This is a genomic window from Tateyamaria algicola (genome assembly GCF_047715485.1).
Taxonomy (GTDB): Bacteria; Pseudomonadota; Alphaproteobacteria; order Rhodobacterales; family Rhodobacteraceae; genus Tateyamaria.
In genome coordinates, this window is sequence record NZ_CP180422.1 from 1,985,324 (window position 1) to 1,999,764 (window position 14,441).

15 protein-coding genes and 1 pseudogene are annotated in these 14,441 nt (G+C 62.3%); 11 read left to right on the plus strand and 5 right to left on the minus strand.

Annotation, left to right across the window (positions count from 1 at the left end):
- The first annotated feature begins 5 nt into the window (after nt 1–5).
- From recF to ACMHLQ_RS12255, 6 genes are all read left to right on the plus strand, one after another.
- Nucleotides 6–1,106, plus strand: coding sequence for a DNA replication/repair protein RecF (gene recF / locus ACMHLQ_RS12230; RefSeq protein ID WP_415405079.1), 1,101 nt, complete (start codon nt 6–8; stop codon nt 1,104–1,106).
- The gene (locus ACMHLQ_RS12235) at nt 1,103–1,723 is read left to right on the plus strand and encodes a LysE family translocator (protein WP_415405080.1); all 621 of its coding nucleotides are present in this window, start codon (nt 1,103–1,105) and stop codon (nt 1,721–1,723) included. Before recF ends, ACMHLQ_RS12235 begins: the two co-directional genes overlap by 4 nt.
- A gap of 79 nt (nt 1,724–1,802) precedes the next feature.
- Complete coding sequence (gene gyrB / locus ACMHLQ_RS12240) at nt 1,803–4,220, plus strand: DNA topoisomerase (ATP-hydrolyzing) subunit B (protein WP_415405081.1); 2,418 nt, start codon at nt 1,803–1,805, stop codon at nt 4,218–4,220.
- Nucleotides 4,220–4,909, plus strand: coding sequence for a nitroreductase family protein (locus ACMHLQ_RS12245; protein WP_415405082.1), 690 nt, complete (start codon nt 4,220–4,222; stop codon nt 4,907–4,909). The genes gyrB and ACMHLQ_RS12245 overlap by 1 nt, the downstream gene beginning before the upstream one ends.
- Nucleotides 4,910–4,993: 84 nt before the next feature.
- Nucleotides 4,994–5,563, plus strand: a complete 570-nt coding sequence (locus ACMHLQ_RS12250) for a hypothetical protein (protein ID WP_415405083.1) — start codon at nt 4,994–4,996, stop codon at nt 5,561–5,563.
- A 120-nt stretch (nt 5,564–5,683) separates the two neighbouring features.
- Nucleotides 5,684–6,025: a DUF2853 family protein gene (locus ACMHLQ_RS12255; protein WP_415405084.1), complete on the plus strand. Its 342-nt coding sequence runs from the start codon at nt 5,684–5,686 to the stop codon at nt 6,023–6,025.
- A gap of 228 nt (nt 6,026–6,253) precedes the next feature.
- Here ACMHLQ_RS12255 and ACMHLQ_RS12260 read toward each other — a convergent pair whose 3' ends face one another.
- From ACMHLQ_RS12260 to tsaD, 5 genes and pseudogenes are all read right to left on the minus strand, one after another.
- Nucleotides 6,254–6,652 carry a DUF1761 domain-containing protein gene (locus ACMHLQ_RS12260; protein ID WP_415405085.1) on the minus strand — a complete coding sequence of 133 codons (399 nt, stop codon included), beginning with the start codon at nt 6,650–6,652 and terminating at the stop codon, nt 6,254–6,256.
- 60 nt (nt 6,653–6,712) lie between these two features.
- On the minus strand, nt 6,713–7,132 hold the full coding sequence (locus ACMHLQ_RS12265) for an EVE domain-containing protein (RefSeq protein WP_415405086.1): 420 nt from the start codon (nt 7,130–7,132) through the stop codon (nt 6,713–6,715).
- The gene (locus ACMHLQ_RS12270; RefSeq protein WP_415405087.1) at nt 7,129–7,404 is read right to left on the minus strand and encodes a YciI family protein; all 276 of its coding nucleotides are present in this window, start codon (nt 7,402–7,404) and stop codon (nt 7,129–7,131) included. Before ACMHLQ_RS12270 ends, ACMHLQ_RS12265 begins: the two co-directional genes overlap by 4 nt.
- 1 nt (nt 7,405) lies before the next feature.
- A complete protein-coding gene (locus ACMHLQ_RS12275) occupies nt 7,406–8,371 on the minus strand; it encodes an NAD(P)H-dependent glycerol-3-phosphate dehydrogenase (RefSeq protein WP_415405088.1) in 966 nt (321 codons plus the stop codon).
- A pseudogene (gene tsaD, locus ACMHLQ_RS12280) lies at nt 8,368–9,551 on the minus strand (tRNA (adenosine(37)-N6)-threonylcarbamoyltransferase complex transferase subunit TsaD). Before tsaD ends, ACMHLQ_RS12275 begins: the two are co-directional and overlap by 4 nt.
- On the opposite strand from tsaD, the gene ACMHLQ_RS12285 reads away from it, so the two are divergent.
- The 5 genes from ACMHLQ_RS12285 to ACMHLQ_RS12305 all read left to right on the plus strand — a co-directional run bounded on the left by ACMHLQ_RS12285 (nt 9,460) and on the right by ACMHLQ_RS12305 (nt 14,377).
- Nucleotides 9,460–9,846, plus strand: coding sequence for a hypothetical protein (locus ACMHLQ_RS12285; RefSeq protein WP_415405360.1), 387 nt, complete (start codon nt 9,460–9,462; stop codon nt 9,844–9,846). The pseudogene tsaD and the gene ACMHLQ_RS12285 overlap by 92 nt on opposite strands.
- Entirely contained in the window at nt 9,831–10,214 is a 384-nt protein-coding gene (locus ACMHLQ_RS12290; protein WP_415405089.1) for a uroporphyrinogen-III synthase, read from the plus strand. The genes ACMHLQ_RS12285 and ACMHLQ_RS12290 overlap by 16 nt, the downstream gene beginning before the upstream one ends.
- 99 nt (nt 10,215–10,313) lie before the next feature.
- Nucleotides 10,314–11,648: a COG4223 family protein gene (locus tag ACMHLQ_RS12295; protein ID WP_415405090.1), complete on the plus strand. Its 1,335-nt coding sequence runs from the start codon at nt 10,314–10,316 to the stop codon at nt 11,646–11,648.
- 13 nt (nt 11,649–11,661) lie between these two features.
- Nucleotides 11,662–13,131, plus strand: a complete 1,470-nt coding sequence (locus tag ACMHLQ_RS12300; protein ID WP_415405091.1) for a heme biosynthesis protein HemY — start codon at nt 11,662–11,664, stop codon at nt 13,129–13,131.
- A gap of 136 nt (nt 13,132–13,267) precedes the next feature.
- Nucleotides 13,268–14,377 (plus strand): polysaccharide biosynthesis/export family protein, encoded by a 1,110-nt coding sequence (locus ACMHLQ_RS12305; protein ID WP_415405092.1) that lies wholly within the window; start codon nt 13,268–13,270, stop codon nt 14,375–14,377.
- Nucleotides 14,378–14,441 lie beyond the last annotated feature (64 nt).

Sequence of the window (14,441 nt, forward strand, 5' to 3'; positions counted from 1 at the left end):
TGGCGATGGCGCTGCATCTGACATCGCTGACCCTGTCGCATTTTCGGTCGCACAAGATCGCCCGCTTGTCTGTCGATGCGCGGCCCGTGGCGATCTACGGGCCCAACGGTGCGGGCAAAACGAATGTCCTTGAGGCTGTGTCGCTGTTTTCGCCCGGGCGCGGTTTGCGCCGGTCATCCGCCGAGGACATGACGCGCCGTCCCGAAGCGCTGGGCTGGAAGCTGTCGGGCGTGTTGCAGTCGCTACATCAGGTGCACGAGGTCGAAACATGGTCCGAAGGTGGGGCCGCGCGGCAGGTGCGTATTGACGGGAAGGCTGCGGCACAGACGGCATTGGGACGCATATCGCGGGTGCTGTGGCTTATCCCGTCCATGGACCGCCTGTGGATCGAAGGGGCCGAGGGGCGGCGGCGGTTTCTGGATCGTATGACGCTGAGTTTCCTGCCTGATCATGCGCAGGTGTCGCTGGAATATGACAAGGCCATGCGTGAGCGCAATCGCCTGCTCAAGGACATGGTGCGCGATGCCCATTGGTACGCTGCGCTCGAGTTGCGGATGGCGGAGACGGGGGCGGCGATCCATGCCAACCGCTTGCATGCGCTAACCGAGTTGGCAGAGGCGCAATCCGGTGCGCAGACGGCCTTTCCCGCCGCTGATCTGACGCTGGAGCCCGGAGAGTTGGGGATGCCTGACACGGTTGAGGCGTTGCGCGATGCGCTGGCGGACAACCGTTCCCGCGATCTGGCGGCCGGGCGGACGCTGATGGGGCCGCATCGCGCGGATTTATACGGCGTCTATGCGGCCAAGGGGGTCCCGGCCAAGGACTGTTCGACGGGCGAGCAGAAGGCGCTGCTGGTGTCCCTGATCCTTGCCAATGCGCGGGCGCTGGCGCGGGATTTCGGCGCGCCGCCCCTGTTGTTGCTGGACGAGGTGGCGGCCCATCTGGATGCTGATCGCCGCGCGGCCCTGTATGACGAGATTTGCGCGCTGGGGGCGCAGGCGTGGATGACAGGCACGGATGCCGACCTGTTCGACCATCTGGGGGACCGCGCGCAATACTTGCACGTGACCGAAACGGATGGGGTGAGCGAGGTTGCTGGCCCGTGACCCTCGCCCCCTGGGACATCGCCCTATATGCGGGCGCGTTGCTGGTTTTGTTTCTGACGCCCGGCCCGGTCTGGGTTGGCCTGATCGCGCGCAGCCTGTCGGGCGGGTTTCACGCCGCCTGGCCCCTTGCGCTGGGTGTCGTTGTCGGGGACGTGTTGTGGTCGCTGCTGGCGATCTTTGGGATCACGTGGATCCTGTCGGTCTATGGTGGGTTCCTTGAGGCGTTGAAATGGGTGGCGGCGGGGATATTCCTGCTGATGGGTGCGCTGGTGATCCGCGGCGCGGACAAGGCGATCATTACCGACACCCGTCTGACGCGACCCGGCATGTGGGCGGGGTTTCTGGCCGGGCTGGCGGTGATCCTGGGCAATCCCAAGGCGATCCTGTTCTACATGGGCATGCTGCCCGGGTTCTTTGATCTGACGCGGCTGACGGCCCTTGATGTGGCTGTGATCGTCGCATTGTCGATGGTCGTTCCGCTGCTGGGCAACCTCGCCATGGCGCTGTTTATCGACCGGGCGCGGCGCCTGATGTCATCGCCGCGCGCCTTGCGCCGGATGAACGTCACGGCGGGCATTTTGCTGATCTGCGTGGGCCTCGTCATCCCCCTGACCTGAAACGCAAAATCTTGTGTCATCTACGTGACATTCCCCCTGAAAACCGTATATTTTGGGGAACATACGAAGGGGCCGACACATGGCAGATAACGAGCAAACCCCCGAAGAATACGGCGCGGATTCTATCAAGGTTCTCAAAGGCTTGGAAGCGGTACGTAAGCGTCCAGGCATGTATATCGGCGACACCGATGACGGCAGTGGCCTGCACCACATGGTCTACGAGGTTGTCGACAACGGGATCGATGAGGCGCTGGCCGGTCACGCAGACGCTGTGACCGTCACAATTCATGCGGATTCCAGTGTTTCGGTCAGCGACAATGGGCGCGGGATTCCTGTGGGTATCCACGAGGAAGAAGGCGTGTCTGCGGCTGAGGTCATCATGACCCAACTGCATGCGGGCGGGAAATTCGACAGCAATTCGTACAAGGTCTCGGGCGGTCTGCACGGGGTCGGCGTGTCGGTTGTGAACGCCCTGTCGGTCGAACTGGATCTGCGCATCTGGCGCGACGGCAAGGAACACGTGGCGCGCTTTGCCCATGGCGACACGGTCGAGCATCTGAAGGTGGTCGGCGACGCGGGCGGACGTACCGGGACGGAAGTGCGGTTCCTTGCCTCGACAGACACGTTTTCGAACCTTGATTATTCCTTCGAGACGCTGGAAAAGCGGCTGCGCGAACTGGCCTTCCTCAATTCCGGTGTCCGCATCATCCTTGTGGACGAACGCCCTGTCGAGCAGCTGCGTTCGGAGCTGTTTTACGAAGGCGGTGTGAAAGAGTTCGTCAAGTATCTTGATCGGTCGAAGTCGTCTGTCATGGAAGACCCGATCTTTATCACCGGTGAGCGGGACGAGATCGGTGTCGAGGTCGCGATGTGGTGGAATGACAGCTATCACGAGAACGTCCTGCCATTTACCAACAACATCCCGCAGCGCGATGGCGGCACGCATATGGCGGGCTTTCGTGGGGCGCTGACCCGCACGATCAACAACTATGCCCAGGCCACCGGCATCGCGAAAAAGGAAAAGGTGAGTTTCACCGGCGACGATGCCCGCGAGGGGCTGACCTGCGTGCTGTCGGTCAAGGTGCCTGACCCGAAATTCAGCAGCCAGACCAAGGACAAGCTGGTGAGTTCCGAGGTGCGCCCGGCGGTTGAGGGGCTGGTGAACGAGAAACTGGCCGAGTGGTTCGAGGAGAACCCGAACGAGGCCAAGATCATCGTCGGCAAGATCATCGAGGCCGCACTGGCCCGCGAGGCGGCGCGCAAGGCGCGTGACCTGACGCGGCGCAAGAACCCGATGGACATGAATTTCCTGTCGTCCAAGCTTAAAGATTGTTCCGACAAGGACCCGGCCAATACCGAGATTTTTCTGGTCGAGGGCGACAGCGCCGGTGGCTCTGCCCAGACGGGCCGCGACCGCAAAACACAGGCCATTCTGCCGCTGAAGGGCAAAATCCTGAACGTGGAGCGTGCCCGCTTTGACCGGATGCTGGGCAGTCAGGAAATCGGCAACATGGTCATGGCGCTTGGCACCGGCATTGGCCGGGACGAGTTCAACATCGACAAGCTGCGCTACCACAAGATCGTCATCATGACCGATGCGGACGTGGACGGCGCGCATATCAGGACGCTACTGCTGACGTTCTTCTACCGGCAGATGCCGGAGCTGATCGAGGGCGGATACCTCTATATCGCGCAGCCGCCGCTCTACAAGGTGTCGCGCGGCAAGTCCGAGGTCTACCTCAAGGACGAGGCCGAGATGCAGGATTACCTGATCCAGCAGGGCATCGACGGGGCCATGTTGCGCCAAGGCAATGGCGAGGAAATCATCGGTCAGGACCTCGTGCGCGTGGTCGAAGAGGCGCGGCAGTTGCGCCGTGTCTTGCAGGCCTTTCCCACCCATTACCCGCGCCACATTCTGGAACAGGCGGCCATTGCCGGTGCGTTCGTTCCCGGCGCGGTCGACAGTGACCTGCAAGCGGTGGCCGACAAGGTGGCCGAACGGCTGAACCTGATCGCGCTGGAATGGGAACGCGGCTGGGTCGGTCGGATCACGCAAGACAAGGGCGTGCGACTGGCCCGCATCCTGCGCGGTGTCGAAGAGGTGCGCACGCTGGATGGGCGCATGCTGCGCTCGGGCGAGGCGCGCAAGACGGGCACGTTCACGCAAAGCCTGCAGGACGTGTATGGCCTGCCCGCCACGCTGCACCGCAAGGACCGCAGCCAGTTGATCCACGGGCCGATGGACCTGCTGGATGCGATCCTGGCCGAGGGCGAAAAGGGGCTGTCGCTGCAACGCTACAAAGGCCTTGGGGAAATGAACCCCGACCAACTGTGGGAAACCACGCTGGACCCGGATGCGCGCACGCTGTTGCAGGTGCGGGTCGAGGATATGGCCGAGGCGGACGATCTGTTCACCAAGCTGATGGGCGACGTTGTGGAACCCCGCCGCGAGTTCATCCAACAGAACGCGCTGAGCGTGGAAAACCTGGATTTCTGATGTTCTCCAAAGACCAGCTTGAATACACGCAACTGCCTCTGCCAGACCGGCAGGATCTGGACGATGCAGAGATGCTGAAACGGGTCGAGGCGTTTCGCGATTTCATGGCCACGCGCCACACGGTACGCGACTACTCCACGCGCCCGGTCGATCAGGCGGTGATCGAGGCCTGCGTGGCCGCCGCCGGCACCGCACCCTCTGGCGCCAATCACCAGCCGTGGCATTTCGTTGCGATCAGCGACCCCGAGATCAAGAAACAGATCCGCGACGCCGCCGAAGAGGAAGAGCGCAAGTTCTATTCGGGCGGCGCCAGTGACGAATGGATCAAGGCGCTGGAACCCATCGGGACGAACGACCACAAGCCGCATCTTGAGGATGCGCCGTGGCTGATCGTTGTCTTTGCCCAGCGCTATGGCGTCTTTGATGACGGCACCCGGTACAAGAACTATTACGTGCCGGAAAGCGTGGGTATCGCGACGGGCATGTTGCTGACGGCCTTGCACACCGCCGGACTGGTGACACTGACGCACACGCCCAACCCGATGAAGTTCCTGGGCGACCTGCTGGAACGGCCCGATAGCGAAAAGGCCACGATGATCATTGCCGTCGGTCACGCGGCAGAGGACGCCACCGTGCCCTCGGTCGCCAAGATGAAAAAACCGCTGAACGAGATCCTGTCGATCCGTTAACCGCCTTCAGTTTTTCAATTCACTGCCCCATTCCTGCCGCTAACCCGCGTCACATTCTAGAAAAGCGGGAAATCAGGATCTGATATGGCACGCACACAGGACGTCTTTGCCGAGCGGCTTGCCCGGCTCGATCAAACGCACAGTCAACGGGTGCAGGCGCAAACCGCGACTGCACAGGCCCAAAGGGGCAGCCGCCCGGAATGGGTGTCGAACCTTGGCTATCCTGCTTCGATTGTCGGGGCCTGTATCCTTGGACTGATCACCGTGGTCATGTCGCGCTATGTGATGTTCCACCTGAACGGCGCACCCGATCCCGACGGGGATGCGGACATGACGATGCTGATCGACGGCGGTCTTGCCTTTGGCATCGCCTTCGTGTTGCGCAACGCCTTTCACATGACTGCCAAGGAACACCTGCTGGCCAAAACCGTGGGCATCTGGATCGCGCTGACCTGCATGCACAACCTCGTGCACGCCTATCCGACCGTCTGGTCGCATGCATTTTCGCCCGAATGGGTGACGCGCACCACCGACATGACCGAGCCCCGCTCGTTCTTCTTTCGGGGGATGACCTTCAGGATTGATGGCGGTGAGACGGACGCGCCCGAGGATACAGCGGCAGGCAAGCCGGAGATCAAGATCAACCGGTATTAATCCGCCTGTCCTGTCAGGGGGAAAAGCCCTGAAACATTTTCCTTTGTTTTGCCATCGGTGCTGAATTAACCTTGCGCGCAAGGCCAGATACCTTGGTCAAGTCCAACAGAAGGAAACAGCATGGGCAAACGGGACGAGCTAATCGCGCAATACGCGGACGATCTGAAAAACAAATGTGGCATGACGCCAGACATGGATCTGCTGACCAAGGTCACAATTGGGTGCGGTCCGGCCATCTACAACGCCGACGCCTCGACCGTTGCGGGCAGCCAGAAGTCCGAGCTTGAGACAGTCAAGAACAACTTCCTCGTCAAGAAACTGGGCCTCGTGGATGGTCCCGAGCTGATGAGCGCGATTGACAGCGTGATCGAAACCTATGGCAAATCCGAGCGCAACAAATACCGCGCCGTTGTCTACTACATGCTGACCAAGCATTTCGGCAAAGAGTCCGTCTACGGCTGATCTCTGCCACACATCTGAGATTTCGAAGCACCCGCAGGTTAAGCGGGTGTTTCTGTTTTGGATGCAATGCAACGCAGATTGCATTTGCCGAAAAGGCCCGTCACCTCTAGCTTGACGATGTCAGACCAGAACGGTCAGACCCTGATTCACGTACACGTTGGTGGCCCTTTGGGAGTGCACACCGGGGGTAAAGGGGTTCTGATCAAGGCTGGTCAGAACCCTTTTTTCCTAGAACAGCATCAGCACGGTCCCGATCACCGTACACCCGAAGGTGGCATAGCCGCCGTCGATCAGGGTCAACCGGAATGGGCGCGCACCGAAGGCGTAAAAGGTCGCGATCCACGGGGTGACCAGGAAAAGCCCCACGCCAAATCCCGACACCAGCCCTTCGCCCAGCGTGTCGATCCCGCTGAGCACAAAGACATGGCGCATCATGCCTGCGACCAAAATCGCACCGACAATGCTGGTGATGTAGGGCACCGGGTTTTTCTGATTTGCAGGCGCATCGCCCGCGTCATTCAGCGGCACGCCAGATGCGGCCATCCACGGTTTGGCCAGCACCGTGTACCATACGGCCCCGAACATGAAGCCCCCGATACCAGCCACGATCACTGCAAGAAATCCCATTGTTCCCTCCTTTGGCATTTTAGTGCCAAATTGCCAGAAACTTGGGAAAATACCTAATGCTTATGGCGACACGCCAGCCATTTCACAGACAATGCGCCATTCATCTGCCGTTACTGGCTGCACAGACAGGCGCGAATTGCGGATCAGCGCCATCTCGGCCAGCCGTTCGTCGCCCTTGACCATCTCGAGGGTGACGGCCGTCTGCACCGGCGCGATGGCCTTGATGTCCACGCATTCCCAACGTTCGTCATCTGTTGTGCTGTCGGGATGGGCCTCGGCAATCACCTCGACAATGCCCACAACCGCCTTTTCCGTCTGCGAATGGTAGAAGAACCCGCGATCGCCGACGGCCATATCCCGCATGAAGTTGCGCGCCTGATAGTTGCGCACGCCGTCCCATTCTTCGCCCACATCGCCCTTGGCGACCTGCTGGTCCCAGCTCCATGTGCTCGGCTCGGATTTGAACAACCAGTATTTCATGCCCCGATCACCTGTTTCCACGCGCTGATCGTGACCTCGCGAAACAGCCCGGCCTTGGCGTAAGGGTCATTGTCGGCCCAGGCTTGCGCCGCCTCCATATCCGCCACCTCAAGCACGATTAGCGATCCGCAGGGCTGGCCATCACCGTTCAGAAATGGCCCCGCCTGGCGGACCACGCCGGTGCTGTCCAGATAGGCGAGGTGGTCGGGCCGGTTGTCCATGCGCACATCCAGCGCCCCGTCTTTGTCCCAAGCCATCAGCGCATACAGCATCTCATTCCTCCTTGAGCGGGCGCGCCAGCAAGGTGCCAATCGCCGCTTTCATATCAATTTTCCGGTCCACCAGATCGGCCACCGTCTGGCACACAGGCAGGTCCAGGCCCCGATCCGTTACCACCTTACGCAAGGCGCGCGCCGTGCCTTCACCCTCGACCGTCACGGCCGCATCAAAGTCCGTTCCCGCGCCAAGGGCAAGGCCCAGCCGGTAATTGCGCGACTGATCCGAGGTGCAGGTGAGCGTGAGGTCGCCCAGACCGCTCAGCCCCATCAGCGTTTCCGGCTGCGCCCCGAATGCGGCCGCCAGTTGCTGCATTTCGCCAAAACCACGCGTCATCAACGCGGCCCGCGCACTGTCACCCAGCCCGGCGCCCATGACAGCACCACAGCCGATGGCGATCACATTCTTGAGCGCCCCGCCCAGTTCGGCGCCGGTCACATCCGTGGTGCGGTAGAGGCGCAGGGTGGGTGTCGACAGCGTTTCTTGCAGCGATTGCCCGACCAGCGGATCGCGGCAGGCCAGCGTCAGGGCCGTCGGCAGGCCGCGCGCGATGTCGGCAGCAAAGCTGGGGCCGGTCAGCACGGCCACGTGCTGTGCAGACGACAAGATCGCGGATGACCCAAGACCTGTCGTCACTTCGATGCCTTTGCTGCACGAGACGACGGTGTGCTGCGCAAGGTCGAGACCCAAGTCAAATTCCATGGCCATGAGGAAGCGCCGAAGCTTTTGCAAAGGAAGCGCAACGAGCAAGGTATCGCAGTCAAAAACAGTCTCTAACTTGGGACAAACCTGCAAATTCCGCGGAAATGGGGCGCCAGGCAAACGCCGTGTGTTCTCGCGCCTGCGCGTCATCTGCGCCACGTGATCCGCATTCCGCGCCCAGAGGAGAACAGGCTGAGTATGTGCCAGCGTGATCGCAAGGGCCGTGCCGAACGCGCCTGCACCGATCACCGCCACACTCATGCCTTGGCGCCCTTCTTGCCCGATCCCAGCATCGCCACGCTTTGCGTATCGAGCGGCATTCTGGGCCGCGCTGACAGGTCCATGCCATCTGGGGCGCGTATCTGCATCTGCTCGATCCCTGCAGCCGCGATCATAGCCGCGTTGTCAGTGCACAGCGAAAGGGGCGGGGCGAGGAATGTGGTGCCGTGTTGGGCAGAAACAGTCTCTAACAGGATACGAATGGACATGTTTGCAGCGACACCGCCAGCTACGCAAAAGGTCGGGTGTTGTGGGTTCAGCGCCAGATAGGTGGCCAAAGCGCGTGCGCTCTTGCCGGCCAGACTGTCCGCCACTGCCGCCTGGAACGATGCGGCAAGGTCCGCCTGATCCTGCGCGCGCAGCCCACCGGCCTTGGCCACCAGATCATCGCGGGCGCGCAGCACCGCCGTTTTCAGTCCCGAAAAGCTGAGGTCACAGCCCGGTTTGTTTGCCAGCGGCCTTGGAAAGGCAAAGCGCGTGGCGTCTCCATCGCGCGCGGACGCCTCAACAGCAGGCCCCCCGGCTGACCTAGACCAATCAGCCGCGCGACCTTGTCGAACGCTTCACCGGGCGCGTCGTCGATGGTACCCCCGAGCCGCTCGAACCGGTCCGGCCCATGGGCAATCAGGAACTGGCAATGCCCGCCCGACACCAGCAACATGAGGTAGGGAAACGCAACACCATCGGACAGGCGCGGCGTCAGCGCATGACCGGCCAGGTGGTTCACGCCATATAGCGGCTTGCCCGTTGCGGCCGCCAAGCCCTTGGCCGTCATCACGCCTGACACGACACCGCCGATCAGGCCCGGCCCACAGGTCACCGCGATGGCATCGACGTCGGCCAGCGCTGTCCCGGCGTGTTCCAGCGCTGCGGCGATGCTCACATCCAACCGCTCGGCATGGGCGCGCGCCGCGATCTCGGGCACGACCCCGCCGAACGCGCTGTGCAGATCGGTCTGGCCATAGACGACCGAGGACAGCACCTGCATATCCCCCGGAACCCCGCGCACCACGGCGGCGGCCGTGTCATCACAGCTGCTTTCAATTCCAAGGAAGGTGACAGGGCGATCCATGGCCATGTTCCGTTGCGCGATGGGCTGGGGCCGGGTAACACTTTGGGACGTGGCAAACAATGCATCCCACACGGCCATCCCGCTGATCATGACGCGCCCCTTGCCCGCGTCCGAGGCGTTCTTGCGCGATCTGCCTGCCGACCTGCGGGACCGGTTCGCCCCCGTGTTCAGCCCGTTGATCGACATCGTACCGTTGAACCCGCCAGATCCCATGGCATCTGCGGACGCTGCCATCTTTTCCTCGGCCAATGGTGTGGCCGCTGCACCGCCCGGCGATGGCCGCATTGCCTATTGCGTCGGGCCCGCAACGACAGTCGCAGCGCGCGCGGGGGCTGGAACGCGCGACAATGTGGCGCGACGGCGGATGAGTTGGTCGAGACGCTGACGCAAGAACGCCCTCTGGAGCGCGTAGTTCACATGTCGGGGCGTCACACGCGCGGCGACGTGGCCGGGCGCCTGACCAAGGCGGGCCTGAACGTGCAGCATATCGCACTCTATGATCAGCGGCTGTGTGCCCTGTCGGATCAGGCGAAAGACCTCATTTCAAGGGAAAACCGCGTGATCGTTCCCCTTTTCTCGCCGCGCACAGCCACGCAGTTTGCCCAGCAGGTGCCGCGCGTCGCCTCTGTACATGTGGTTGCGCTTAGCCCGGCGGTTGCCGACGCGCTTGGCGCTTGCCATTGGGCCGGCCTGACCACCGCCGCCTCGCCGGATGCCCGCGCAATGGGCGCTGCATTGGCTGCCTTGGTCTAGCCACGTCAATCCGCGGACATCGGGTTGAGGGGCGCGAGGGGGCAGAGTAGACTTTGGTGTGGTGCAAAGCCTGCACACGAGAATCGGAGGGGGAAGACCTTGGCCAAACGCAAAAGCCCGGATGAGGTGCCCCAGGACGACACCAAGAATGCTGTCATCGACGCGACAGCAGAAGAAGTAAGTGCCGAACCCGCCACAGAGGACAAAGCGACGGGCGATCAGGTGCCCGAGGTCGAGAGTGCCGAAGCAGACCCTACGGAGCTGTCCGACGCGAAGGCAGATACTGCCACGGATGGAGCGCCGAGCGAGGCAGATGCGACAGACGTGAAGGACGAGACGCCTGAGCCTGAGCCTGAGCCTGAGCCTGAGCCTGAGCCTGAGCCTGAGCCTGAGCCTGAGCCTGAGAAAGCGGCACAACCCGAACCGGCCACTGTCCAGCCTGAAGAAAAGAGATCCATTGCATTGCCCCTCATCTTTGGCGGTGTGATCGCGGCCATGGCCGGGTTCATCGCCGCGCGGGCCGAGGTGCTTGACCCGCTGTTGCCGCCAAGTATGCGCACGACCGCAGCCGACACGACATTGGCCAGTGACCTGGCCAGCGCGACGGAACGTCTGGCCGAGCTTGAGGCGACTGTCGCCAACCTGCCCGAACCCCAGGCACCGACCGAAGCTGCACCCGTCGACCTTGCGCCCATCACCAGCCAGATCGACGCATTGTCGACGCGGGTCGATGCGCTGTCTGGCCTGTCGGATCGTATCGACACGCTGTCGGTCGCGGTGGATGCATTGGCCGCGCGACCCATTCCCAGCGGCGAGGTGACCGTCCCGACCGAGGCCATTGATGCCGCCCTTGCCGAACTGCGCGCAACGGCGCAGGCGCAACAGGACGAGATTGATCAGTTGCTGGCCGATGCCCGCCTGGTAAAGGACGATGCAGAGGCGGCTGCGAATGCCACGCTGGCGCGCGCGGCTCTAACCCGCATCCTGTCAGCCGTGGATACTGGCGCGCCCTTTGCCGCCGCACTGGGTGATCTGGAACAGGCAGGGGCCGATGATATTCCCGACGCCTTACGCGCCGCTGCTGCGGACGGCGTGACACCGCTGGCCGACCTGCAGGCCGCCGCACCTGATGCCGCACGGGCGGCCCTGGCCGCGGCACGCGCCTCGGACACGGGCGGCGGTTTGGGCAGCTTCCTGCAGCGGCAGTTGGGCGCAAGATCGGTTGAGCCGCGCGAAGGGTCAGACCCCGACGCCATCCTGTCGCGGATCGAAGCGGCGGTGCGCGCCGGTCGCATTGGCGATGCCCTGGCCGAAGCCGAAACGCTGCCAGAGCCTGCGCGCAATGCACTTGGCCCGTGGTTGGAACAAGCGCAATCGCGCCACGATGCCGTCACTGCGGCGAACGCATTGGCTGAACGCCTGTCGGCACTCTAGAAGGGGCCTTTTTATGATCTGGTCATTGACAAAAATCGTTGTTTTCGTTGTGGCAGTGGCCGCGCTGGCGCTTGGCGCCGGTTGGCTGCTCGAGGCGCAGGGCGGGGTTCGCATCGTGGCGGCGGGGCAGGAATTCACCCTTGGGCCGCTGGAATCTGTTATCGCCTTTTTGGTGCTGGTCATCGCGATCTGGTTGGGCCTCAAGCTGTTGGGCCTGCTGGTGGCCACATGGAAGTTCCTGAATGGCGATGAAACTGCGTTGTCGCGCTACTTTGACCGCAACCGGGCGCGGCGCGGCTTTGATGCGCTGGCCGAGGGCATGATGGCGCTGGCCTCGGGCGAGGGGCGCGTGGCACTGGCCAAGGCGGAAAAGGCCGACAAATACCTCAACCGGCCGGAGCTGACGAACCTGCTGACGGCGCAGGCTGCCGAGTTGGCGGGCGACCGCAAGAAGGCGGAAGAGACCTATCGCAAGCTGGTGGAAAATGACGCGACACGCTTTGTCGGGGTGCGCGGCATCATGAAACAAAAGCTGGCAGACGGGGATACGGACACCGCGCTGAAGCTGGCGGAAAAGGCGTTTGCCCTAAAACCCAAGCACGAGGAAACACAGGACGTCCTGCTGAAGTTGCAAGCTCAGAACGAAGACTGGACAGGTGCGCGCCAGACCCTGTCGGCCAAGCTGAAGCACGGTACACTGCCACGCGACATCCACAAACGCCGCGACGCCGTGCTGGCGCTGAGCGAAGCGCGCAAGGTGCTGGCCGAAGATGAGACGATCGAGGCGCGCGAGGCTGCCATTCAGGCCAACCGCCTGTCGCCCGATCTGATCCCCGCCGCCGTGATGGCCGCCAACGGCTACCTTGAAAAGGGGCAAAAGAAATACGCAACGCGCGTGCTGAAAAAGGCATGGGAGGCGCGTGCGCATCCCGACCTCGCCGCTGCCTTTGCTGCGATTGAACCTGACGAAACGCCTGCGGCCCGGCTCAAGCGGTTTGTCCAGTTGACGCGCAGCCATGCGGAAGACCCGGAAACAAAGATGTTGCTGGCGGAACTGAACCTCGCTGCCGAGGATTTTCCAGCCGCCCGCCGCGCCCTTGGCGATCTGGTCGTGACCGATCCAACCACACGGTCCGTGACCTTGATGGCCGCGATTGAGCGGGGCGAAGGGGCCACCGACGCGGTCGTTCAGGGGTGGTTGGCCCGCGCCTTGACGGCACCGCGTGGACCGCAATGGGTGTGTGACAACTGTCACAACATTCACAGCGAATGGGCGCCGATCTGCGACAACTGCTCGGCCTTTGATACCTTGGCCTGGAAGCGTCCGCCTACCAGCGAGGTGGCCATGCCCGGCGGGACCGAAATGTTGCCATTGCTTGCCGGCAAGAGTTCGGCCACAAGCGACACAGCGGTCGCGGTGGTGGACCAAGGCGATGTCCTCGAGGCCGAAGATTTAGGAAATCCTCCGCCGAAAAGCGTCTGATTTCTTTATTTCTATTGTGATTGCGCAACGCTTTCAGTGATCTGTGGCGACGTGAAGACATTTTTTTAGGTTCGGCCCATGTTTCGGGCTACTGCTGCCAGAAACAATCCGCCCAAGCGGCAAGAGAGGCATGTTGATGCGAAACTCCATTCGCCTGTTTATTTCAGTGCTGTCCATTTTCGTTGTTGCTGCGTGCACTTTGCCGCGCGGCGCCGCCATCCAGGGGGAAGTGATCCGCAACCAGGACGATCTGGATGCCGCTTTCTCCGTTGTTCCCGTCACACGCAGCAGTATCGATCAGCTGCGCACATGGCCTGCCACGGGCTGGGCCGGGCACTATCACTGGTTCAGCGGCACCCGTGGCCCAAAATCCAACGTCATCCTTACCGGTGACCTGATCGACCTCGTGATCTGGGACAACCAGGAAAACTCCCTTTTGACGTCGAGCGCAGAAAAGCGGGTCGAGATGACCGGGCTTGTCGTATCACCATCGGGCACGATTTTCCTGCCCTATATTGATGAAGTGCGGATCAGCGGATCCACCCCGGATCAGGCCCGCCGCCTGATCGCGGATGAGCTGAAACAGGTGGTGCCGGACGCGCAGGTGCAACTGGCGCTGCAATCCGGCCCCGACAACTCGGTCGATGCGGTGCGTGGGTTCAACGCCCCCGGCAACTACCCCCTGCCCAACCGCAACTTTTCCCTGCTCAGCCTGATCTCGCTTGCAGGTGGCATTTCGCCTGACCTCGAAAACCCTCTGGTCCGGGTCATCCGTGGCGGCAACAGCTATGAAATCCGCGCCGACGTGCTGTTTGAGCGCGCATCGGCCAACGTGGTTCTGCGCGGCGGCGACAAGATCGTGGTCGAGGAAGACGAACGTTACTTTGTCGCTCTTGGTGCCACCGGGAACGAGACCATCGTGCCCTTCAACCAGGAAAACATCACGGCCATCGAGGCCCTGGCCCTGTTGGGCGGTATCAACGACAGCCGCGCCAACCCAAAGGCCATCCTGGTTTTGCGCGAATACTCTCGCAAGGACCTGCGCAGTGACGGGTCCGGCCCGATCAAGACGCAGGTGGTCTTTACCATCGACCTTACGTCGGCCGATGACATTTTTGCCGCGCGCAAGTTCCAGATCAATCCGAAGGACCTTGTGATGGCGACCGAAAGCCCAATTGGCTCGATCCGGACCGTGTTCGGCCTCGTCGGTTCTATCGTAGGTGTCAGCAACGCGGTCAGCGATTGATCTGACACCGCCCTGATCCAATAAAAAAGGCCCCGCTGCGGTTGCGCATGCGGGGCCTTTTCAC

Coding starts and splice junctions, on each gene's coding strand:
- recF (WP_415405079.1), top strand. CDS start 6: ATGGCGCTGCATCTGACATCGCTGACCCTGTCGCATTTTCGGTCGCAC.
- gyrB (WP_415405081.1), top strand. CDS start 1,803: ATGGCAGATAACGAGCAAACCCCCGAAGAATACGGCGCGGATTCTATC.
- ACMHLQ_RS12245 (WP_415405082.1), top strand. CDS start 4,220: ATGTTCTCCAAAGACCAGCTTGAATACACGCAACTGCCTCTGCCAGAC.
- ACMHLQ_RS12250 (WP_415405083.1), top strand. CDS start 4,994: ATGGCACGCACACAGGACGTCTTTGCCGAGCGGCTTGCCCGGCTCGAT.
- ACMHLQ_RS12255 (WP_415405084.1), top strand. CDS start 5,684: ATGGGCAAACGGGACGAGCTAATCGCGCAATACGCGGACGATCTGAAA.
- ACMHLQ_RS12260 (WP_415405085.1), bottom strand. CDS start 6,652: ATGGGATTTCTTGCAGTGATCGTGGCTGGTATCGGGGGCTTCATGTTC.
- ACMHLQ_RS12265 (WP_415405086.1), bottom strand. CDS start 7,132: ATGAAATACTGGTTGTTCAAATCCGAGCCGAGCACATGGAGCTGGGAC.
- ACMHLQ_RS12270 (WP_415405087.1), bottom strand. CDS start 7,404: ATGCTGTATGCGCTGATGGCTTGGGACAAAGACGGGGCGCTGGATGTG.
- ACMHLQ_RS12275 (WP_415405088.1), bottom strand. CDS start 8,371: ATGAGTGTGGCGGTGATCGGTGCAGGCGCGTTCGGCACGGCCCTTGCG.
- ACMHLQ_RS12285 (WP_415405360.1), top strand. CDS start 9,460: ATGGCCATGTTCCGTTGCGCGATGGGCTGGGGCCGGGTAACACTTTGG.
- ACMHLQ_RS12300 (WP_415405091.1), top strand. CDS start 11,662: ATGATCTGGTCATTGACAAAAATCGTTGTTTTCGTTGTGGCAGTGGCC.
- ACMHLQ_RS12305 (WP_415405092.1), top strand. CDS start 13,268: ATGCGAAACTCCATTCGCCTGTTTATTTCAGTGCTGTCCATTTTCGTT.